Origin of the sequence: Neorhizobium sp. LjRoot104, from assembly GCF_964253725.1 — a bacterium.
Lineage (GTDB): Bacteria > Pseudomonadota > Alphaproteobacteria > Rhizobiales > Rhizobiaceae > Neorhizobium.
Genome location: NZ_CAXURS020000001.1, coordinates 2,665,738 through 2,682,095, shown reverse-complemented (window position 1 = coordinate 2,682,095; position 16,358 = coordinate 2,665,738). Strand labels below are relative to the sequence as shown.

General features: G+C 63.3%; 16 protein-coding genes. 9 read left to right on the top strand and 7 right to left on the bottom strand.

Annotation, left to right across the window (positions count from 1 at the left end; all coding sequences use genetic code 11):
* Positions 1–134: 134 nt before the first annotated feature.
* Together treY and treZ are read right to left on the bottom strand one after the other, a co-directional pair.
* The gene (treY, locus tag ACSQ8R_RS13645) at positions 135–2,678 is read right to left on the bottom strand and encodes a malto-oligosyltrehalose synthase (protein ID WP_436253864.1); all 2,544 of its coding nucleotides are present in this window, start codon (positions 2,676–2,678) and stop codon (positions 135–137) included.
* The gene (gene treZ, locus ACSQ8R_RS13640; RefSeq protein WP_436253863.1) at positions 2,675–4,486 is read right to left on the bottom strand and encodes a malto-oligosyltrehalose trehalohydrolase; all 1,812 of its coding nucleotides are present in this window, start codon (positions 4,484–4,486) and stop codon (positions 2,675–2,677) included. Before treZ ends, treY begins: the two co-directional genes overlap by 4 nt.
* 186 nt (positions 4,487–4,672) lie before the next feature.
* Between treZ and ACSQ8R_RS13635 the strand changes: the two genes are divergently transcribed.
* The 7 genes from ACSQ8R_RS13635 (at position 4,673) to ACSQ8R_RS13605 (ending at position 12,347) form a co-directional block, all read left to right on the top strand.
* A complete protein-coding gene (locus ACSQ8R_RS13635; protein WP_436253862.1) occupies positions 4,673–5,803 on the top strand; it encodes an acyl-CoA dehydrogenase family protein in 1,131 nt (376 codons plus the stop codon).
* A gap of 10 nt (positions 5,804–5,813) precedes the next feature.
* A complete protein-coding gene (locus ACSQ8R_RS13630) occupies positions 5,814–6,581 on the top strand; it encodes an SDR family NAD(P)-dependent oxidoreductase (protein ID WP_436253861.1) in 768 nt (255 codons plus the stop codon).
* 38 nt (positions 6,582–6,619) lie between these two features.
* Positions 6,620–7,852, top strand: a complete 1,233-nt coding sequence (locus tag ACSQ8R_RS13625) for a 3-methyl-2-oxobutanoate dehydrogenase (2-methylpropanoyl-transferring) subunit alpha (RefSeq protein ID WP_436253860.1) — start codon at positions 6,620–6,622, stop codon at positions 7,850–7,852.
* A gap of 202 nt (positions 7,853–8,054) precedes the next feature.
* Positions 8,055–9,068 (top strand): alpha-ketoacid dehydrogenase subunit beta, encoded by a 1,014-nt coding sequence (locus ACSQ8R_RS13620; RefSeq protein ID WP_436253859.1) that lies wholly within the window; start codon positions 8,055–8,057, stop codon positions 9,066–9,068.
* A 3-nt stretch (positions 9,069–9,071) separates the two neighbouring features.
* Positions 9,072–10,400 carry a dihydrolipoamide acetyltransferase family protein gene (locus tag ACSQ8R_RS13615; protein ID WP_436253858.1) on the top strand — a complete coding sequence of 443 codons (1,329 nt, stop codon included), beginning with the start codon at positions 9,072–9,074 and terminating at the stop codon, positions 10,398–10,400.
* Positions 10,401–10,415: 15 nt separating this feature from the next.
* Positions 10,416–11,813 carry a dihydrolipoyl dehydrogenase gene (gene lpdA / locus ACSQ8R_RS13610; RefSeq protein WP_436253857.1) on the top strand — a complete coding sequence of 466 codons (1,398 nt, stop codon included), beginning with the start codon at positions 10,416–10,418 and terminating at the stop codon, positions 11,811–11,813.
* A 144-nt stretch (positions 11,814–11,957) separates the two neighbouring features.
* Positions 11,958–12,347, top strand: coding sequence for a hypothetical protein (locus ACSQ8R_RS13605; protein WP_436253856.1), 390 nt, complete (start codon positions 11,958–11,960; stop codon positions 12,345–12,347).
* A 120-nt stretch (positions 12,348–12,467) separates the two neighbouring features.
* Here ACSQ8R_RS13605 and ACSQ8R_RS13600 read toward each other — a convergent pair whose 3' ends face one another.
* The 3 genes from ACSQ8R_RS13600 to ACSQ8R_RS13590 form a co-directional block, all read right to left on the bottom strand.
* Positions 12,468–13,169 (bottom strand): metallophosphoesterase family protein, encoded by a 702-nt coding sequence (locus tag ACSQ8R_RS13600; protein WP_436255471.1) that lies wholly within the window; start codon positions 13,167–13,169, stop codon positions 12,468–12,470.
* 62 nt (positions 13,170–13,231) lie between these two features.
* The gene (locus ACSQ8R_RS13595) at positions 13,232–14,035 is read right to left on the bottom strand and encodes a nucleotidyltransferase family protein (RefSeq protein ID WP_436255470.1); all 804 of its coding nucleotides are present in this window, start codon (positions 14,033–14,035) and stop codon (positions 13,232–13,234) included.
* 158 nt (positions 14,036–14,193) lie between these two features.
* Positions 14,194–14,451: a hypothetical protein gene (locus ACSQ8R_RS13590; protein ID WP_436253855.1), complete on the bottom strand. Its 258-nt coding sequence runs from the start codon at positions 14,449–14,451 to the stop codon at positions 14,194–14,196.
* Between the two features lie 144 nt (positions 14,452–14,595).
* Between ACSQ8R_RS13590 and ACSQ8R_RS13585 the strand changes: the two genes are divergently transcribed.
* Complete coding sequence (locus tag ACSQ8R_RS13585) at positions 14,596–14,781, top strand: DUF3008 family protein (protein ID WP_436253854.1); 186 nt, start codon at positions 14,596–14,598, stop codon at positions 14,779–14,781.
* 125 nt (positions 14,782–14,906) lie between these two features.
* Positions 14,907–15,137: a hypothetical protein gene (locus tag ACSQ8R_RS13580; protein WP_037076914.1), complete on the top strand. Its 231-nt coding sequence runs from the start codon at positions 14,907–14,909 to the stop codon at positions 15,135–15,137.
* 288 nt (positions 15,138–15,425) lie between these two features.
* Here the strand turns inward: ACSQ8R_RS13580 and hutX are convergent, their stop codons facing one another.
* Together hutX and ACSQ8R_RS13570 are read right to left on the bottom strand one after the other, a co-directional pair.
* Positions 15,426–15,947 carry a heme utilization cystosolic carrier protein HutX gene (gene hutX / locus ACSQ8R_RS13575; RefSeq protein WP_345924476.1) on the bottom strand — a complete coding sequence of 174 codons (522 nt, stop codon included), beginning with the start codon at positions 15,945–15,947 and terminating at the stop codon, positions 15,426–15,428.
* Between the two features lie 8 nt (positions 15,948–15,955).
* On the bottom strand, positions 15,956–16,303 hold the full coding sequence (locus ACSQ8R_RS13570; RefSeq protein WP_345924478.1) for an antibiotic biosynthesis monooxygenase family protein: 348 nt from the start codon (positions 16,301–16,303) through the stop codon (positions 15,956–15,958).
* Positions 16,304–16,358 lie beyond the last annotated feature (55 nt).

The window sequence follows — 16,358 nt, the reverse complement described above, 5'->3', positions numbered from 1 at the left end:
CATCGTTCTCGCCGTTCTGTCCTTCATCGGCATAGGCTGATCGGTGAGACGAAAAGCTGGAGGATATCGACAAGGCGCCGTCCCGCAAGGGTCGGCGCCTTGTCTTTGCGTGGTCATTTCGGCGTGGCGGCTGCTTATTCGGCAAGCAGCAGCGCGAAGGGGTGATCGACGAACACCGAGTTGACGGCGATGCGATCCTTGGGGTCGATGGCCTTGCCGGTGCAGACATCGCGATAGCGGCGGTGTCCCAGCCGTTCGGGCAGAGCTATCTCCGTTTCCGCCCAGCGCTCGGACCGGGACGGCGCAAGGCCCGCATGGAGCGCGCTGAACACAAGACGCGGGGCAACGACGATGAAGGCGTCGTCCATGTCGGCGCGGGCGAAGGCGATGACGTTGTCGGCGCGCTTGCCCGAGGCCCTGAGGGGCTGATATTCTCCCCGCCGAAACAGCGTGGGCGCCTCCTGGCGAACGCGCAGCAGGGTGGCGATGACATGCTGTTTCAGCCGGCCGCTCTGCCATTCCTCCTCGGCGCTGGAGGCGAGTTTTTCCTTCTCCATCAGCCGTTGCTGCAGCACGCCGAAATCCGGCTCGCGACGGTTGTCCGGGTCCACGAGGCTAAGGTCGAGGCCTTCACTTCCCTGGTAGATATCGGGGACACCCGGCGCCGTCAGCTTGATGATCGTCTGGGTGACGCTGTTCACCAGGCCGGCGCGGATGAAGGGGTTCAGGGTATCTGTGAAGTCCGCCAGGAAGGCCTGGTTGCCGGGGGAGAGGAGTGCGCTGGCGTAGTCGCGAACCGCCTTCTCGTAGGTTTCATTGCCATCGCTCCAGTTGGTGCGCAGCTTGGCCTCTCGCAGTGCCTTTTCGACATAGCCGAGGAAGCGCGTCTCCAGCGCTTCAAGGCCCTTCGCATCTTCCGGGTGGAGATCGTTCGGCCATGCACCGGCGAGCGCCTGGTAGAGCATCCATTCGACCGCCGGTTCCGGGGCGGGGCCGTCTTCGAGCACCTGAACGGCTTGGCTGTTGATTCCGCGCCAGCGGTCCACGGCTTCGGCCCAGAGTTCCGGCGCCTCGGTGATCGCATAAAGCCGGGCGCGGGCATCCTCGCCGCGCTTGGTGTCGTGGGTGGAGGTGCCCGAAAGCGCATCTGGCTGCCTTTCCAGCCGCGTCTGCATTTCCGCATGAAAGCGATCAAGCGAGAAGGTTCGGGGCAGGGGTTCGGCTCCGACCTCGTTCAGCGCCAGCGCCATGTGATGTCGGAAGAACAGCGTATCCTCCACCGATTTTGCCATCAGCGGACCGGTGAGCTGCTGGAAACGGGTGCGGAAGATCGAAGCCTGAGCTGCCGCCGCCTGCTCGACATCGCCGATCAGGATGCGTTCGAGGAAGGCGAGCGCCGCGTCGTCCGGCGGGTTCGGGCCGTTGCGCACCTTGCCGAGAACCGTCGTAAGCATCTCCCGGCCTTCAGGCGGGAGGCCCTGCCGGGTGCCATAGGTGCGGTAGACCGGGAAGGCGACGAGGAGTTCCCGCAGCGCCGACCTTACCGCCGCCGCCGATAGCGCGGACATGCGGTCCTCCACCAACTGGATCTGCATGGCCAGATCGAGCAGCGTCGAGACCTCACCGGCGAAATTGTTGTCGGCCATCAGCAACTTTGCGGCGCGCAGTTCAGCTTCCATGTCGACCGGGTGGCCGGTGATCTTTTCATAGGCGCTGCGCAGTTCGTCCAGCTTGCCGCCGTCAACAAAGGCATCGCTGACGGCTGCGATAAATTCGTAACCGGTCGTGCCGGAGATCGGCCAGTCCGTCGGGATCTGCTCGCCCTCGCCAACGATCTTCTCGACGGTGATGTAGCAATCCGGTCCGGCCTCGTGCCGCAGGCGTTCGAGATATCCCTTCGGGTCGGCGAGGCCATCGACATGATCGACGCGCAGACCGTCCACCTTGCCGCTATGGACGAGTTCGAGGATCAGCCGGTGGGTGTCGTCGAAGACGATGCCGTCCTCGACACGCATGCCGGCAAGCCCGGTTATCTCGAAGAAACGGCGATAGGAAAGTTCACGCGGCGCATCCCGCCAGGACATCAGGCGGTAGGGTTGCCGGTCATGCAATCCGCCGATCGCGGCGGGTTCGGTGATGTTCAGCACGTCCGCTTCACGGTCGGCATAACTCGCCGGCGTCAGCGGGTAGAAGGTGTCGTAATAGGCCAGGGCCGGCTTGCCGCTCTTCGGATCGGCCTTGATGGAGATCTCTCCGGCTTCCAGCACTTTTTCGAACGTGTCGCCCAGGAAGGGCAAAGTCAGGCGCCTGGTCCAGTCGATATCGAAATGGCGGGCGTATCTGCTCTTCTCGCCGTGCTCGACGACATCGCGCCACCAGGGATTTTCAAGCGACGCGGCCATGTGGTTGGGGACGATGTCGAGGATCAGGCCAAGGCCCCCGGCTTTCAACGCCTTCACCATCCGCTCGAAACCGTCGCGGCCGCCGATCGCGGGGTCGATCTCGTTGGCGTCGGTGACGTCATAGCCGTGGGTGGAGCCGGTCGTGGCGGCGAAGATCGGCGAGGCGTACAGGTGGCTGATGCCGAGCCGCTTCAGATAGGGCACCAGGCCGCCGGCGCGGTCGAAGGTCATGCCGTTGCGGAACTGGATGCGGTAGGTGGCGGTCGGGATCATCATGCGGCATCTCCCGCAGCTTTAAACCGGACGAGTATCGAGTTGGGCGGCAGGTCCCTGGCCGGTTCGGGCCATGCAAAGATCACCTTGCCGGGCATATCCGGAAGCGGCTGAGACGTCCTGCCGATGTTTAGCGCCATCGAAAGTGTGCCTCCCTCAAAAGTCCATGAAACGGCGAGTAAACCCTTGTCCGTCTTCACCACCTTGCCGGAGCGACCGCCCGCTGACCCGAGCAGGGGGACAACGACCTCCCTGCGCAATTTCAGGAGCGCCCTGGTGAATCCCAGCCAATCGTTGCCGTCCGCCGATTCCAGCTTCTTCCAATCGAGCCTGCTCACATCGAACGTTTTTTTCGCATTCGGATCGGGGACGGTCTCGCCCTCGTGGCCTGCATGGCCCTCGAATTCCTTGCGCCGTCCCTCCCGCACTGCTTTCGCGAGATCGCCGTGGAAATCGGTGAAGAACAGGAAGGGATTGGTCTCGCCATACTCCTCGCCCATGAAAAGGAGCGGGATATGCGGCGAGAGAAGAAGCATGGCGAGTAGCGCCTTCACCTTGTCGGGGCCGGCGAGCTCGATCAGTCTTTCCCCTTGCGCCCGATTGCCGACCTGGTCGTGATTCTGGATGAAGTCGACGAAGGCGACCGGCGGCTGGTCGAGGCTGGGCACGCCGCGCTTTTTACCGGTCTGCGCCGAAACCTCGCCCTGATAGGCGAAACCTTCCGCCAGCGCCCGCGCGACGAGCTTTTCGGGCTCCTTGGCGAAGTCCTTGTAATAGGCATGCGTCTCCCCGGTCGCAAACACATGGGCGGCGTTGTGCAGGTCGTCGTTCCACTCGGCGGTGAACAGCGGGGCGTTGCCGTCCTCGTCGCGGGGATGCAGGAAGGTGACGTTGCGGCTGTCCTCGGTCGTCAGATGGATAGCCCGCTCGGGGATCTCGGCGCGGATGCGTTTGGCGATCTCGATCAGCACGTGTTTTTCGGATGGGTCGTCGATCTGGTCGATGGCGTCGAAGCGGAGCCCGTCGAGGTGGAATTCCTCCAGCCAGTAGAGCGCGCATTCGACGATATATTGCCGGACCGGCTCGACGTCGTAGGCTATCGCGGCACCCCAGGGCGTCATCTTCTCCTGGTGAAAGAAGGTGGGCGCCAGCAGCGGCAGATAATTGCCCTCCGGGCCGAAATGATTGAGGACGATATCGAGCACCACCGTCAGCCCATGGCCATGGGCGGCATCGACGAAGGCCTTGAAATCCTCGGGAGAGCCATAGGCGGCATGCGGCGCATAAAGGAGCACGCCGTCATAACCCCAGCCGCGGTTTCCGCCGAAATGCGCGACCGGCATGACCTCGATCATGGTGACGCCGAGTTCGGCGAGATAGGGCAGTTTTTCGATTGCAGCCTTGAACGTGCCTTCATCGGTGAACGTGCCGATATGGAGTTCGTAGACGACGGTCTCTTCCCAGGGCCGGCCCGTCCATTCGGGATGCTGCCACGTATAGCTGGTCGGATCGATCACCAGCGACGGGCCATTGACGCTGTCCTTCTGGCCGCGCGAGGCAGGATCGGGGACGACCATGCCGTCCGCAACGACGTAATTGTATTCGGCGCCGGGGGCGACGCCGGTGGCCAGCAGCTCGAACCAGCCGTCGTCGGAGCGGCTCATCTCGGTGTCTTCGCCGTCCAGTCTCAGTATCACCGTTTCCTGGCCTGGTGCCCAGAGCCGGAACCGCACCTCGCCGGCAGCGACATATTCGGCGCCCCATGTCTTTGGAAACGCACGAAACTCGGTAACGGCATTCAATTCCGACATGCTGGCCAGCCCCTGGTTGAGAGAGACCGGCAAACGGTCGAAGAGGCTTCGAGTTCCATTGTGGGGCATAGGCGCAATAAAATTGCGCGCGGGGGTAACAAATAACAAGTTCAAAGGAGTAGCCGCCGGACGGGTTCGGTCCTAATTTAGCACTCAAGCAGGCGGTTTCGGGGAGGAGATCAGTGCATGCTGACTGAGGAAGAGGAGCTCATCCGCTCGACTGCCGCGGAGTTTTCGCGGGAGGTCTTGAAGCCCGGTGCCGCGGCGCGCGACAAGTCGCACACGATCGAACCGGAGGTGCTGAGACAGCTCGGCGAACTCGGTTTCCTCGGCATGCGGACGGCGGAAGAATGGGGCGGCGTCGGCTGCTCCTATGTCGCCTATGCGAGCGCGCTGATGGAGATCGCCGCCGGCGACGGTGCGGTCTCGACGCTGGTCAGCGTCCATAATTCGCCGGTCTGTTCGCTCCTCGACATGCACGCTTCCGACGACCAGAAGGAACGGTTTCTGAGGCCGCTCGCAGAAGGTCGCCATATCGGCGCATTTGCGCTGACCGAGGCCGATACCGGTTCGGACGCAGCCGCGATCCGCACCCGCGCCACCCGAGACGGCAGCGACTATGTCATCAACGGCTCGAAGATGTTCATCACCTCGGGCAAGATCGCCGGCACGGTGATCATCTTTGCCGTCACGGATCCGGGCGCCGGCAAGCGCGGCATCTCCGCCTTTGTCACCGCCACGGATCTTCCCGGCTTCTCGATCTCCAAGATCGAGGACAAGCTGGGGCAGAAGGCATCGGATACCGCGGCGCTGATGTTCGACAATCTGCGCATTCCCGAAAGCCAGCGGATCGGCGCCGAAGGGGCGGGGCTGAAGATCGCACTGTCCGGGCTGGAAGCGGGCCGCATCGGCATCGCCGCCCAATGCGTCGGCATGGCGCAGGCCGCCTTCGAGGTGGCGCTCACCTACGCCAAGGAGCGCAAGACTTTTGGAAAGCTGCTGCTCGATCACCAGGCTATCGCCTTCCGGCTGGCGGATGCGAAGACCCAGATCGAGGCGGCGCGGCAACTGGTCCTCCATGCGGCACGCCTGAAGGATCGCGGCGAGCCGTGCCTCGACGAGGCCTGCATGGCAAAGCTGTTCGCCTCCGAGATGGCGGAAAAGGTCTGTTCGGCGGCGATCCAGACGCTCGGCGGCTACGGTTACATTTCCGATTTCCCGGTCGAGCGCATCTATCGCGATGTCCGGGTCTGCCAGATCTATGAGGGCACGTCCGACATCCAGAAGATCATTATCGCCCGCGGGCTGGCGAACTGAGGAGGGCGGCATGCGGATCGAAGGCGGAAATTTCCTCGTCACCGGTGTGGCATCGGGCCTCGGGCTTGCTACAGCTAAAATGCTTGTCGAAGCCGGTGGTTGCGTTGCTTTGCTCGACCTTGACGAGACGAGCGGTCAGGCGCGGGCGAGCGAACTCGGCAAGGGCGCGATCTTTGTGAAGACGGATGTGCGCAGCGGCGAGGCGGTCGAGAATGCGGTCGCCAGGGCGGAATCTGCCAATGGCCCTCTGCGTGGCGCGATCTGCTGCGCCGGCATCGCGCCCTCGGAAAAAGTGCTCGGCAAGCAAGGCGTCCATGCGCTCGAAAGTTTCGCCCGCGCGCTGGAGATCAACACGATCGGCACGTTCAACGTGATCCGGCTGGCGGCGCAGGCGATCACCAGGGCGGAGCCGAACGAGGAGGGCGAGCGTGGCGTGCTGGTCGCGACAGCCTCGGTCGCCGCCTATGACGGGCAGATCGGGCAGGCGGCCTATTCCGCGTCGAAGGCGGCGGTGGCTGGCATGACGCTGCCGATCGCCCGCGAGCTTGCCCGCGACGGCATCCGCATGATGACGATCGCGCCCGGCATATTCGAGACGCCGATGATGGCGGGATTTTCCGACGAGGTGCGCGCCTCGTTGGCCAAATCGGTGCCGTTTCCGCCGCGGCTCGGACGGCCGGCGGAGTTCGCGCGGCTGGTTCGCGACATCATCGAAAACCCGATGCTGAACGGCGAAGTGATCCGCCTCGACGGAGCGCTCCGGATGGCGCCGCGTTGAACGACAGATCTTGATCGGTTCTTTGGGAGGAGAAACGAATGACGGACGGACAGAGACTGAGCCTGCATGTGCCTGAGCCGGAAGTGCGGCCGGGCGGCAAGCCGGATTTCTCCAATGTGCCGATCCCGAAGGCCGGCTCGGTGCGGCAGCCGGAGGTGGATGTCGATCCGAAGGAGATCCGCGACCTCGCCTATTCGATCATCCGCGTGCTCGACCGCGAGGGCGAGGCGGTCGGCCCCTGGGCCGGGTCGCTGACCAGCGAAGAGTTGATGGAGGGCCTCAAGCACATGATGCTGTTGCGAGTCTTCGACCAACGTATGCTGATGGCGCAGCGGCAGGGCAAGACCTCGTTCTACATGCAGCATCTCGGCGAGGAGGCAGTCTCCTGCGCCTTCCGCAAGGCGCTCCTCCCGGGCGACATGAACTTTCCGACCTACCGCCAGGCCGGCCTGCTGATCGCCGGCGGCTATCCGATGGTCGAGATGATGAACCAGATCTATTCCAACGATGCCGATCCCCTGAAGGGGCGGCAATTGCCGATCATGTATTCGGCAAGGGACTATGGTTTCTTCACGATCTCGGGCAATCTCGCCACGCAATATGTGCAGGCTGTCGGCTGGGCCATGGCGTCTGCGATCAAGAACGATACGAAGATCGCGGCTGCCTGGATCGGCGACGGATCGACGGCGGAGTCGGACTTTCATTCGGCGCTGGTCTTTGCCTCCACCTACCGGGCGCCAGTCGTCCTCAACGTCGTCAACAACCAGTGGGCAATCTCGACCTTCCAGGGCGTCGCGCGGGGCGGCTCGGGCACCTTTGCCGCCCGCGGCCTCGGTTACGGCCTGCCTTCGCTGCGCGTCGATGGCAACGATTATCTCGCCGTGCATGCGGTCGCCAAATGGGCGGCGGATCGGGCACGGCGCAATATCGGCCCGACGCTGGTCGAATATGTCACCTATCGCGTCGGAGCGCATTCCACCTCCGACGATCCGTCCGCCTATCGCCCCAAGGAAGAATCGGAGGCCTGGCCGCTCGGCGATCCCGTCATCCGGCTGAAGAACCACCTGATCCGCATCGGCAGCTGGAGCGAGGAGCGCCACAAACAGATGGAGGCGGAGATCCGCGACACGGTGGTCGCCGCGCAGAAGGAGGCGGAGCGCCACGGGACGCTGCATTCCGGCGGCCGGCCGTCGATGCGCGACATGTTCGAGGGCGTCTATGCGGAAATGCCGCCGCATCTGAAGCGGCAGCGGCAGCAGGCGGGGGTGTGAGGATGAACATCTTTGTTTTCAAAAGACCCCTCCCCAACCCCTCCCCACAAGGGGGAGGGGCTAACCCGGGCTCGCCATCGCTGGATGTTACGCGGGACAGTGCCGCGAGTCTTCTCCCCCCTTGTGGGGGAGATGGCCGGCAGGCCAGAAGGGGTCTTGCTTTCTCTTATCTCAACGCCAGCCGCTTCATGGAGGCCCGCCCATGCCGCGCATGACGATGATCGAGGCGATCCGAAGCGCCATGGATGTCTCCATGGAACGCGACGGCGATGTGGTCGTGTTCGGCGAGGATGTCGGCTATTTCGGCGGCGTCTTCCGGGGCACCCAGGGGCTGCAGCAGAAATACGGCAAGACGCGCTGTTTCGACGCGCCGATCAACGAATCCGGCATCGTCGGTGCCGCGATCGGCATGGCGGCCTATGGGCTCAAACCCTGCGTCGAGATCCAGTTCGCCGATTACATGTATCCCGCCTATGACCAGCTCACCCAGGAAGCGGCGCGGCTGCGTTATCGCTCCAACGGCGATTTCACCTGCGGGATCACGGTGCGGATGCCGACCGGCGGCGGCATTTTTGGCGGGCAGACGCATAGCCAGAGCCCGGAGGCGCTGTTCACCCATGTCTGCGGGTTGCAGGTGGTGGTGCCGTCCAATCCCTATGACGCGAAGGGCCTGCTGATCGCCTCGATCGAGAACCCGGACCCGGTGATCTTTCTCGAACCGAAGCGGCTCTACAATGGCCCGTTCGACGGCCATCACGACCGGCCGGTGACGTCCTGGGCCGGCCATCCGCTCGGCGAGGTGCCGGCCGAGCACTATGTCGTGCCGCTCGGCAAGGCGGTGGTGCGGCGGCCCGGCGCGGCGGTCACCGTGCTCGCCTATGGCACGATGGTGCATGTGGCCGAAGCGACGGCGCAGGAGACCGGCATCGATGCCGAGGTGATCGACCTGCGCACCCTGATGCCGCTCGATCTCGACACCATCGTCACCTCGGTGAAGAAGACGGGTCGCTGCCTGGTGGTGCACGAGGCGACGCTGACTTCCGGTTTCGGCGCGGAACTGGCGGCGTTGGTGCAGGAGCATTGCTTCTACCATCTCGAAGCGCCGGTCATCCGGGTAGCGGGCTGGGACACACCTTATCCGCATGCGCAGGAATGGGATTATTTTCCGGGGCCGGCCCGTGTCGGACGGGCGCTGCGCGACATGATGGAGGCCTGAGACATGGCGGAAAAACTCATCAAGCTGCCGGACGTCGGCGAAGGCGTCGCGGAAGCCGAACTGGTCGAATGGCACGTGAATGTCGGCGATCTGGTTCGTGAAGACATGGTGCTAGCGGCCGTGATGACCGGCAAGGCGACCGTCGAGATCCCGTCGCCCGTCGAGGGCGAGGTGACCTTCCGGCACGGCGAGATCGGCGATGTGATTGCTACCGGCACCGTCATCCTCAAGATCAGGGTCGCGGGCGAGGGTGCCGACGGCGACGAGGAGCCTGAGGTCGAGGACGGCCACAACGGGGAAGAGCTACCGCTCAAGTCGGTTGTTCCGCCCGTCGCAGCCGCCGAACCGGCATCTGAGAAAGAGGTTGAACCTGTTAAACCAAAAGCTGAGGTTCCCGCGTCACCGCCCGCCGCCAAAGCGCCGCCAAGGGCCGCTGGCGCACCCCGCCCCGAAGGGGAGAAACCGCTGGCGCCGCCGGCCGTCCGCCTTCGGGCCAGGGAAGCGGGGATAGATCTCCGCCAGGTCTCGGGCACGGGGCCGGCTGGCCGCATTACCCACGAGGATCTGGATGCGTTCCTGAACAGCCAGGGCGGCGGAGGGACGACCGCAGCAACCGGGCTGCAGCCGAACAAGGCGGTGCAGGAGGTCAAGGTGGTCGGCCTGCGCCGCCGCATCGCCGAGAAGATGGCGCTGTCGAAATCCCGCATCCCCCACATCACCTATGTGGAGGAAGTCGATATGACCGCGCTCGAAGAGCTGCGGACCCGCATGAACGGCACCCAGAAGCCCGGCCGGCCGAAGCTGACCATCCTGCCCTTCCTGATGCGGGCGATGGTGAAGGCTGTCGGTGAGCAGCCGGGCGTCAACGCGCTTTACGACGATGAGGCCGGCATCATCCGCCAATATGGCGGCGTCCATATCGGCATTGCGGCGCAGACCCCTTCGGGGCTCGTCGTGCCGGTGGTGAGGCATGCCGAGGCGCGCGACATCTTCGACTGCGCCCGGGAAGTGGCGCGCTTAAGCGATGCCGCCAGGAACGGCACGGCCTTGCGCGAGGAACTGTCCGGCTCGACGATCACCATCAGTTCGCTCGGCGCGATGGGCGGCATCGTTTCGACGCCGGTCATCAACCATCCGGAAGTGGCGATCATCGGCGTCAACAAGCTCGCAATCCGGCCGCATTGGGACGGGACGCAGTTCGTGCCGCGCAAGATGATGAACCTTTCCTCCAGCTTCGATCACCGGGTGATCGACGGCTGGGACGCCGCGACATTCGTGCAGCGCCTGAGGGCGCTGATGGAAACACCGGCGCTTATCTTCGTCGAGGAGTGAGGTGAGAGAAGAACAATGAAAGAGATCACCTGCAAGCTTCTCGTCATCGGGGCCGGTCCGGGGGGCTATGTCTGCGCCATTCGGGCCGGCCAGCTGGGGGTGGATACGGTCATCGTCGAAATGGCGAAGCCGGGTGGCACCTGCCTCAATATCGGGTGCATTCCCTCCAAGGCGATCATCCACGCGGCCGACGATTTTACCAAGACCGTCGCGATGGCGGCGGGCAGGAATGCCATGGGCATCAAAGCCGATAACCCGGCCATCGACCTTGCAAAAACGATGGCCTGGAAGGACGGCATTACCGGCCGGCTGACCCTCCGTGTCGCGGGCCTGCTGAAGAAGGCCGGCGTCAAGATCGTCGTCGGGCGGGCGAAATTCCGGGACGGCAAGACGGTCGCCGTGGAGACCGAGACGGGCGAACAGGTCATCCGCGCCGAAAACATCGTCATCGCCACGGGTTCGGCGCCGGTGGAATTGCCGATGCTGCCGTTCGGGGGCAAGGTCGTCTCGTCTACCGGGGCGCTATCTCTGACGGAAGTGCCGGAGAGGCTGGCGGTGGTCGGCGCCGGTTATATCGGCCTTGAACTCGGCATCGCCTTTGCCAAGCTCGGATCGAAGGTGACGATCGTCGAGACGCTCGATCGCATCCTGCCGCTCTACGATACGCAGCTCACCCAGCCGGTCGCCAAGCGGCTGGCGGCCTTGGGTGTCGAGGTTCTGCTCGGCACCAAGGTGAAAGGCCTCTCTTCGAATGGCGAGGCACTATTGGCCGAGACCGGTTCCGGCGAGGAAAGGCGCATCGCCGCCGACAGGATCCTCGTGACCGTAGGCCGCAAGCCGGTCATCGACGGCTGGGGACGCGAGGAGCTGGAACTCGACATGGACGGCCGGTTCTTGCGGATCGACGAGCAATGCCGCACCTCGATGCGCGGCATCCATGCGGTCGGCGACGTGACCGGCGAGCCGATGCTGGCGCACCGGGCGATGGCGCAGGGCGAGATAGTGGCGGAGATCGTCTCCGGCAAGCGGCGCTCCTGGGACAAACGCGCCATTCCCGCCGTCTGCTTCACCGATCCGGAGATCGTGTCGGTCGGCATGTCGCCGGACGAGGCGAAGGCGGCGGGCCGCGAGATCAAGATCGGCCAGTTCCCGTTTTCCGCCAACGGCCGGGCGATGACGTTGTCGGCGGAAGAGGGGTTCGTGCGGGTCGTGGCGCGGGCCGACAATCACCTGGTGCTCGGTATCCAAGGTGTCGGGGCGGGCATATCCGAACTTTCGGCGGCATTTGCTCTCGCGATCGAGATGGGGGCGCGGCTGGAGGATATTGCGGGGACGATCCATGCGCATCCGACGCAGTCGGAGGCGTTTGCAGAGGCGGCCTTGAAGGCGCTGGGGCATGCGCTGCATATGTGAGCTGCTGGTGACCGGTTGAGTGCTTTGTCGAAGCAAGTCACGATCGCCTGTTTTCAGGCCGGCGCAGGATCACGGCTCTGGTTGATCTCACGCCTTCATGAGATACGCTCTGTTCCGGCCTGATGAAACGAAAGAGCAATCGCAATGAAATGCCTACGTATTTATGCAACTCCGGACGGCGAATCTCATTTTGGCGAAGTGGAGTTGCCGACGACCAAAAGGTCGGTACATCCCGATGCCTTGCCGTTCGACGTCACGGCCAGTTATCCGGCGTCCCGCGTTCGCCTCACCCACATTCCGGCAGGCATGAGGGAGGTTGCCTGGCATAGAGTTCCGGAACCGGTTTTGACGGTGAGGCTGGATGGTTCGGTTGAATACGAGACGAGCGACGGCCAGGTTCGCCACGTTCAGGCGGGCAGCTTCGTATTGGTGGAAGACACCCACGGAAAAGGCCATCTATCACGCCATTCCCCCGAGGCGCAAACCGTCATTTGGATCTCATTGCCGAACGGTCTTGATTTGCCAGCTGGATAGTCGGTTATGGCACGCCTCTGGCGACGCCGATTGACAGTCCCTTCATGGTTTGAGGCCACATGATCGCCTCATGTGCTATGGCATTCATTCCCGAAGTCCGGGCTTTTCCAATTTCCACCCTCACAACTCCAGCAGCGCATAGGGTTTCCCCGTCGGCTTCTCGATATGCGACGCGACATTGTAGACCGGCGCACCGCCCGGCGTCCTGCCCTCGTAAGTGCCGCGATGCGCGTGGCCATGGACGACGGCTTTGACCGGAAAGCGGTCGATGGTTTCCGCCAGTCGCGAAGAACCAAGGAACGGGTAGATCTCCTCCGGCTCTCCGGCCACCGTCTCGCGGATCGGCGCGTAGTGGAGCACAACCATGGCCCGCTCCGAGCGCACCTGCCGCAGCGCGTTTTCCAGCCGCATGGTTTCCTCGACGCTTTCGGTCACCATCGCCTTGATCGCCGGTTCGCCGAAGGAGCCGAGCATGTGGCGGCCGAAGCCGCCGGCGAAACCCTTGGCGCCGGCAAAACCGACGCCGTTGATCTCGACCGCCTGGCCTTCCAGCAGATGGATGCCGGCTTCCTTCAGGATATGGGTGACTTCCTCGACGCAGCCGCACTCGTAATCGTGGTTGCCGAGCACGCCGACGATCGGGATAGAGCAGGCGCGCAGGTCGGCAGCCAGGATTTCCGCTTCCTTGACCTTGCCGAGGTCGGTGAGGTCGCCGGTCAGGACGAGGATGTCGGCAGCCTGGGAAATCTCGGTGAACAGCTCCTTGTAGGATGCCGTGCCGTGTTCCTTGACATGCAGGTCGCCCATGGCGGCGATCTTCAGCTTGCCGTTCGCCTTTCCCGGCTCGGCTTTTTTCGGTTCGCTCCTTGCGTCGGTCGCCTTGCTCACGCCAAGCCTCCTTCAGCCATTTCCTCTTCGACGCCGTCGCGAAGGTCGCCTTCACCGCCGACGTCGGCAAACCCCCACTCCTTAACGTCGATCTCGAAATCCACGCGGCTGAACATGCGGCCACGGCAGATCTTCATCTGCGGCAGCGGCAGCTCGCGCTGCGCCTTCAGGCGGTCGAGCAGTTCGTCCAGCAGCCAGTCCGGCACCTTGTCGCGCTCGGTCGGGTAGATCCAGCGGAAATTCAGGAGGTGGATCAGCAGCACTTCCCAGTGCACTTCCATATGGTTCAAGAGCCGCTCCCAGTCGATCTGCTCGTGGGCGCGCAGGATCATGTGGACGATGTCGCCGCCGTCATAGCGGTGGCGCAGCTGCACGAAGCATTTCGACCAGATGAGCTCGGTTGGGGCTATGATGCGCACCTTGTGGCCGTTCATCTCGATCTGGCGGGCGTTTTCGAACCAGGCGTCGCTGATCGGCATGGTGCCGTTCGAGGCGGCAAAGATCACGTCGAAGAAATGCCGGCCCTTCTTCACCTTGCCGAGCCAGCGGTCGTCCTCGACCTCGATCTGATAACCCTTGTCCTTGAAATGGGCGAGGATGCGGGCATAGTCGCCTGCCTTGCAGAAGATATCGAGATCCTTGGTCTGGCGGGTAATGCCCGTGTAGGCACTGATGGCAAACGTACCTGCCAACAAAAACGGTATATGGCATTTCACCAGGTCCTCGACCGCCTCGGCGACAAAGGCTTCCGAATCCGCGTCGGCAAGCGTCGGCGCAGCCTTTACTGTCATCCCCGGCATGGTATCGACCGGATGAGTGGCCTTCTCCCTCGGCAGGTTTTGCGCGCCATTCGCTTCGGCATTCATCGAGGATCTCCAAATCTTCAACTCGCGCAGGGGAACACCCGGGCATGCCCGGAGGTTCCGTTTCGAATTGTTTCCGGGATGTGGAGAGGGTGTCAGCGCTCGGGGTTATCGGCATTGGCCAGGGGGCTGGGACGGCCATCCGGCTGGTCCACATCTTCCCGCTGGTCGAGGTCTTCGAGATCGGTTTCCACCAGGTAGGTATCTCCGGCACCGAGACGGGAGGCTTCCTTGATCGCCTGCTGGCTGGTCATGTCCATCTGCGTGTGAAGCGCATCTTCGGCGCGCTTCCGGCCATCCGTTTCAAATCGTTCGGATTGCTCGTCAGTATCGATCTTGCGTTTGGTGTCCATGGGGATGTTCCTTTCATCAAGTTTCGCGCCGGTCGCGGGCGACGTCCACTCCGTCCAGAACACCCCGGTGGCGGAGAGGTTCCGCCGGCAGGGAACCAAGCGGGACCGTGCCGTGTTGAGTGAAAAGTATGACAGGAGGCAGATATGCCAGCGAAATCCAAGGCACAGCAGAAGGCGGCCGGCGCCGCACTTGCCGCAAAACGCGGCGATATGAAGAAGAGCGAGCTCAAGGGCGCTTCGAAGGGCATGGAGAAGTCCATGAGCGAAAAACAGCTCGAGGATTTCGCCTCGACCAAGCGCAAGGGCAAGCCGGATCACGTCGCCCACTGACGGTACCGGTTGCCGTGGTGCCCCGATCGGGCTGCCGGTCCGAGACCGGAACTTCCCGGAAACACGGGCGTTCTTCCGAGCGCCCGTCTTTTCGTGGAACCCGCCTGTTCGTGGAGGAAGAAGCCATGCCGCCTGAAGAACTCGATGCAACGCTGACCGCCCTGCCGCTGAGGATCGGCGTCTATATTCCCGACGATTTGATGGAGGACTGGTTTGCACCCGGTACGGGCATGAAGCCGGTCAGCGAGGCGGCCTTGAAGGCGGCAGAGGCCTATGGCCGCCGCTTCGAGTGCGAGTTCAAATATTATCCCGAGCGGATGGAGGGCGTCTTCTGGAAATGGGTGCCGGCCCTCTAGGCCGTTTGGCACCCCACGAGGCTCGACAGCCGAGGAAGCGCGCCGCGCCGCTAAGGATCGCTCTCTCCTTCGAGAAGGGAAAGCGACCGGTCCGCCTATGGGCGCGGCGGCGCCTCATTCAATGACAATCACCTTCAGGGCGGCATTTGGCTGAACGACGCAGCCAACCCACTCCGCGAGCCCTGTCATGACGCAGAAAATGCAGCGGAAAACGAAAGGTTCCACCTAGAGGTGATTCGAACGGTTATTTTTCGCCCGAATCACCAAAACTCACAGAAACGCCGATGCTCAGGCGACGTAGCTGTCGCGCAGGGCCTCGAACTTCTGAAGCTGTTCTGCGATCAGTTCGCGTGCGGCATCCCGCTTGACGAAGACCTTGAACATCGCGGAACCCTTGGCGTTCATGAACCATACCGAGCAGGAACGGCGGCCGTGGAAAGCACGATCGACGAAGGTCACCGAGGCGCAATTGTCCTTCTTGATGTGACCACCGATCGGGCTGTCGCCGTGGATGTTGAACCAGCCATGGCCTTCAGACCCCATCGGCAGGCTGCCTTCGGCCTCCAGCACGATGTCTTCGGTATGGACGATGAACAGGACTTCGCCCCAGGTGCTCATCTCGGCCCAGATATCCGCGAACTTCTCCTTGTCGGCGATGACCGCCGCGCCCTTCGGAAGGATTTCGAGGATCTCGGCGGGCGTCACATCGGCGTTGGCGGCGATCGCCTCGACGACGCCGTCGGGCTTTTCCGCAAGGGCGGCGAGAGCCCGTTCGCGACGGTCCGGCTTGATTTCGGAAACGGCGTTCATCCGGGACCTCAGGCGGCAGCGTCGGCGCGCACGCCGTTCTTGTCTTCGTGGATGATCACTTCGAAACCTTCGAAATGCGGGCCGGAGAGATATTCAACCTTGGCGCGGTTGTTGCCGGCGTTGGCATGGGCGGCGCGGAACTGTTCCGACTTCGTCCAGGCCTGGAAGTCCTCGAAGGTTTCCCAGACGGTATGGGATGCGTAGAGGGTGTGATCTTCCGCCTTCGGGCCCTTGAGCATGTGGAATTCGATATAACCCGGCAGCTCGGCGAGGCGACCCTGGCGGCCGCGCCAGATGGCTTCGAACGCTTCTTCGTAGCCCGGCACGACGCGGAAACGGTTCATGGCGATGTACATGGATAGACCCTCACTTAAAGTTTCACTTTCGGCTCAAGATATCTGCGGCCGGTCC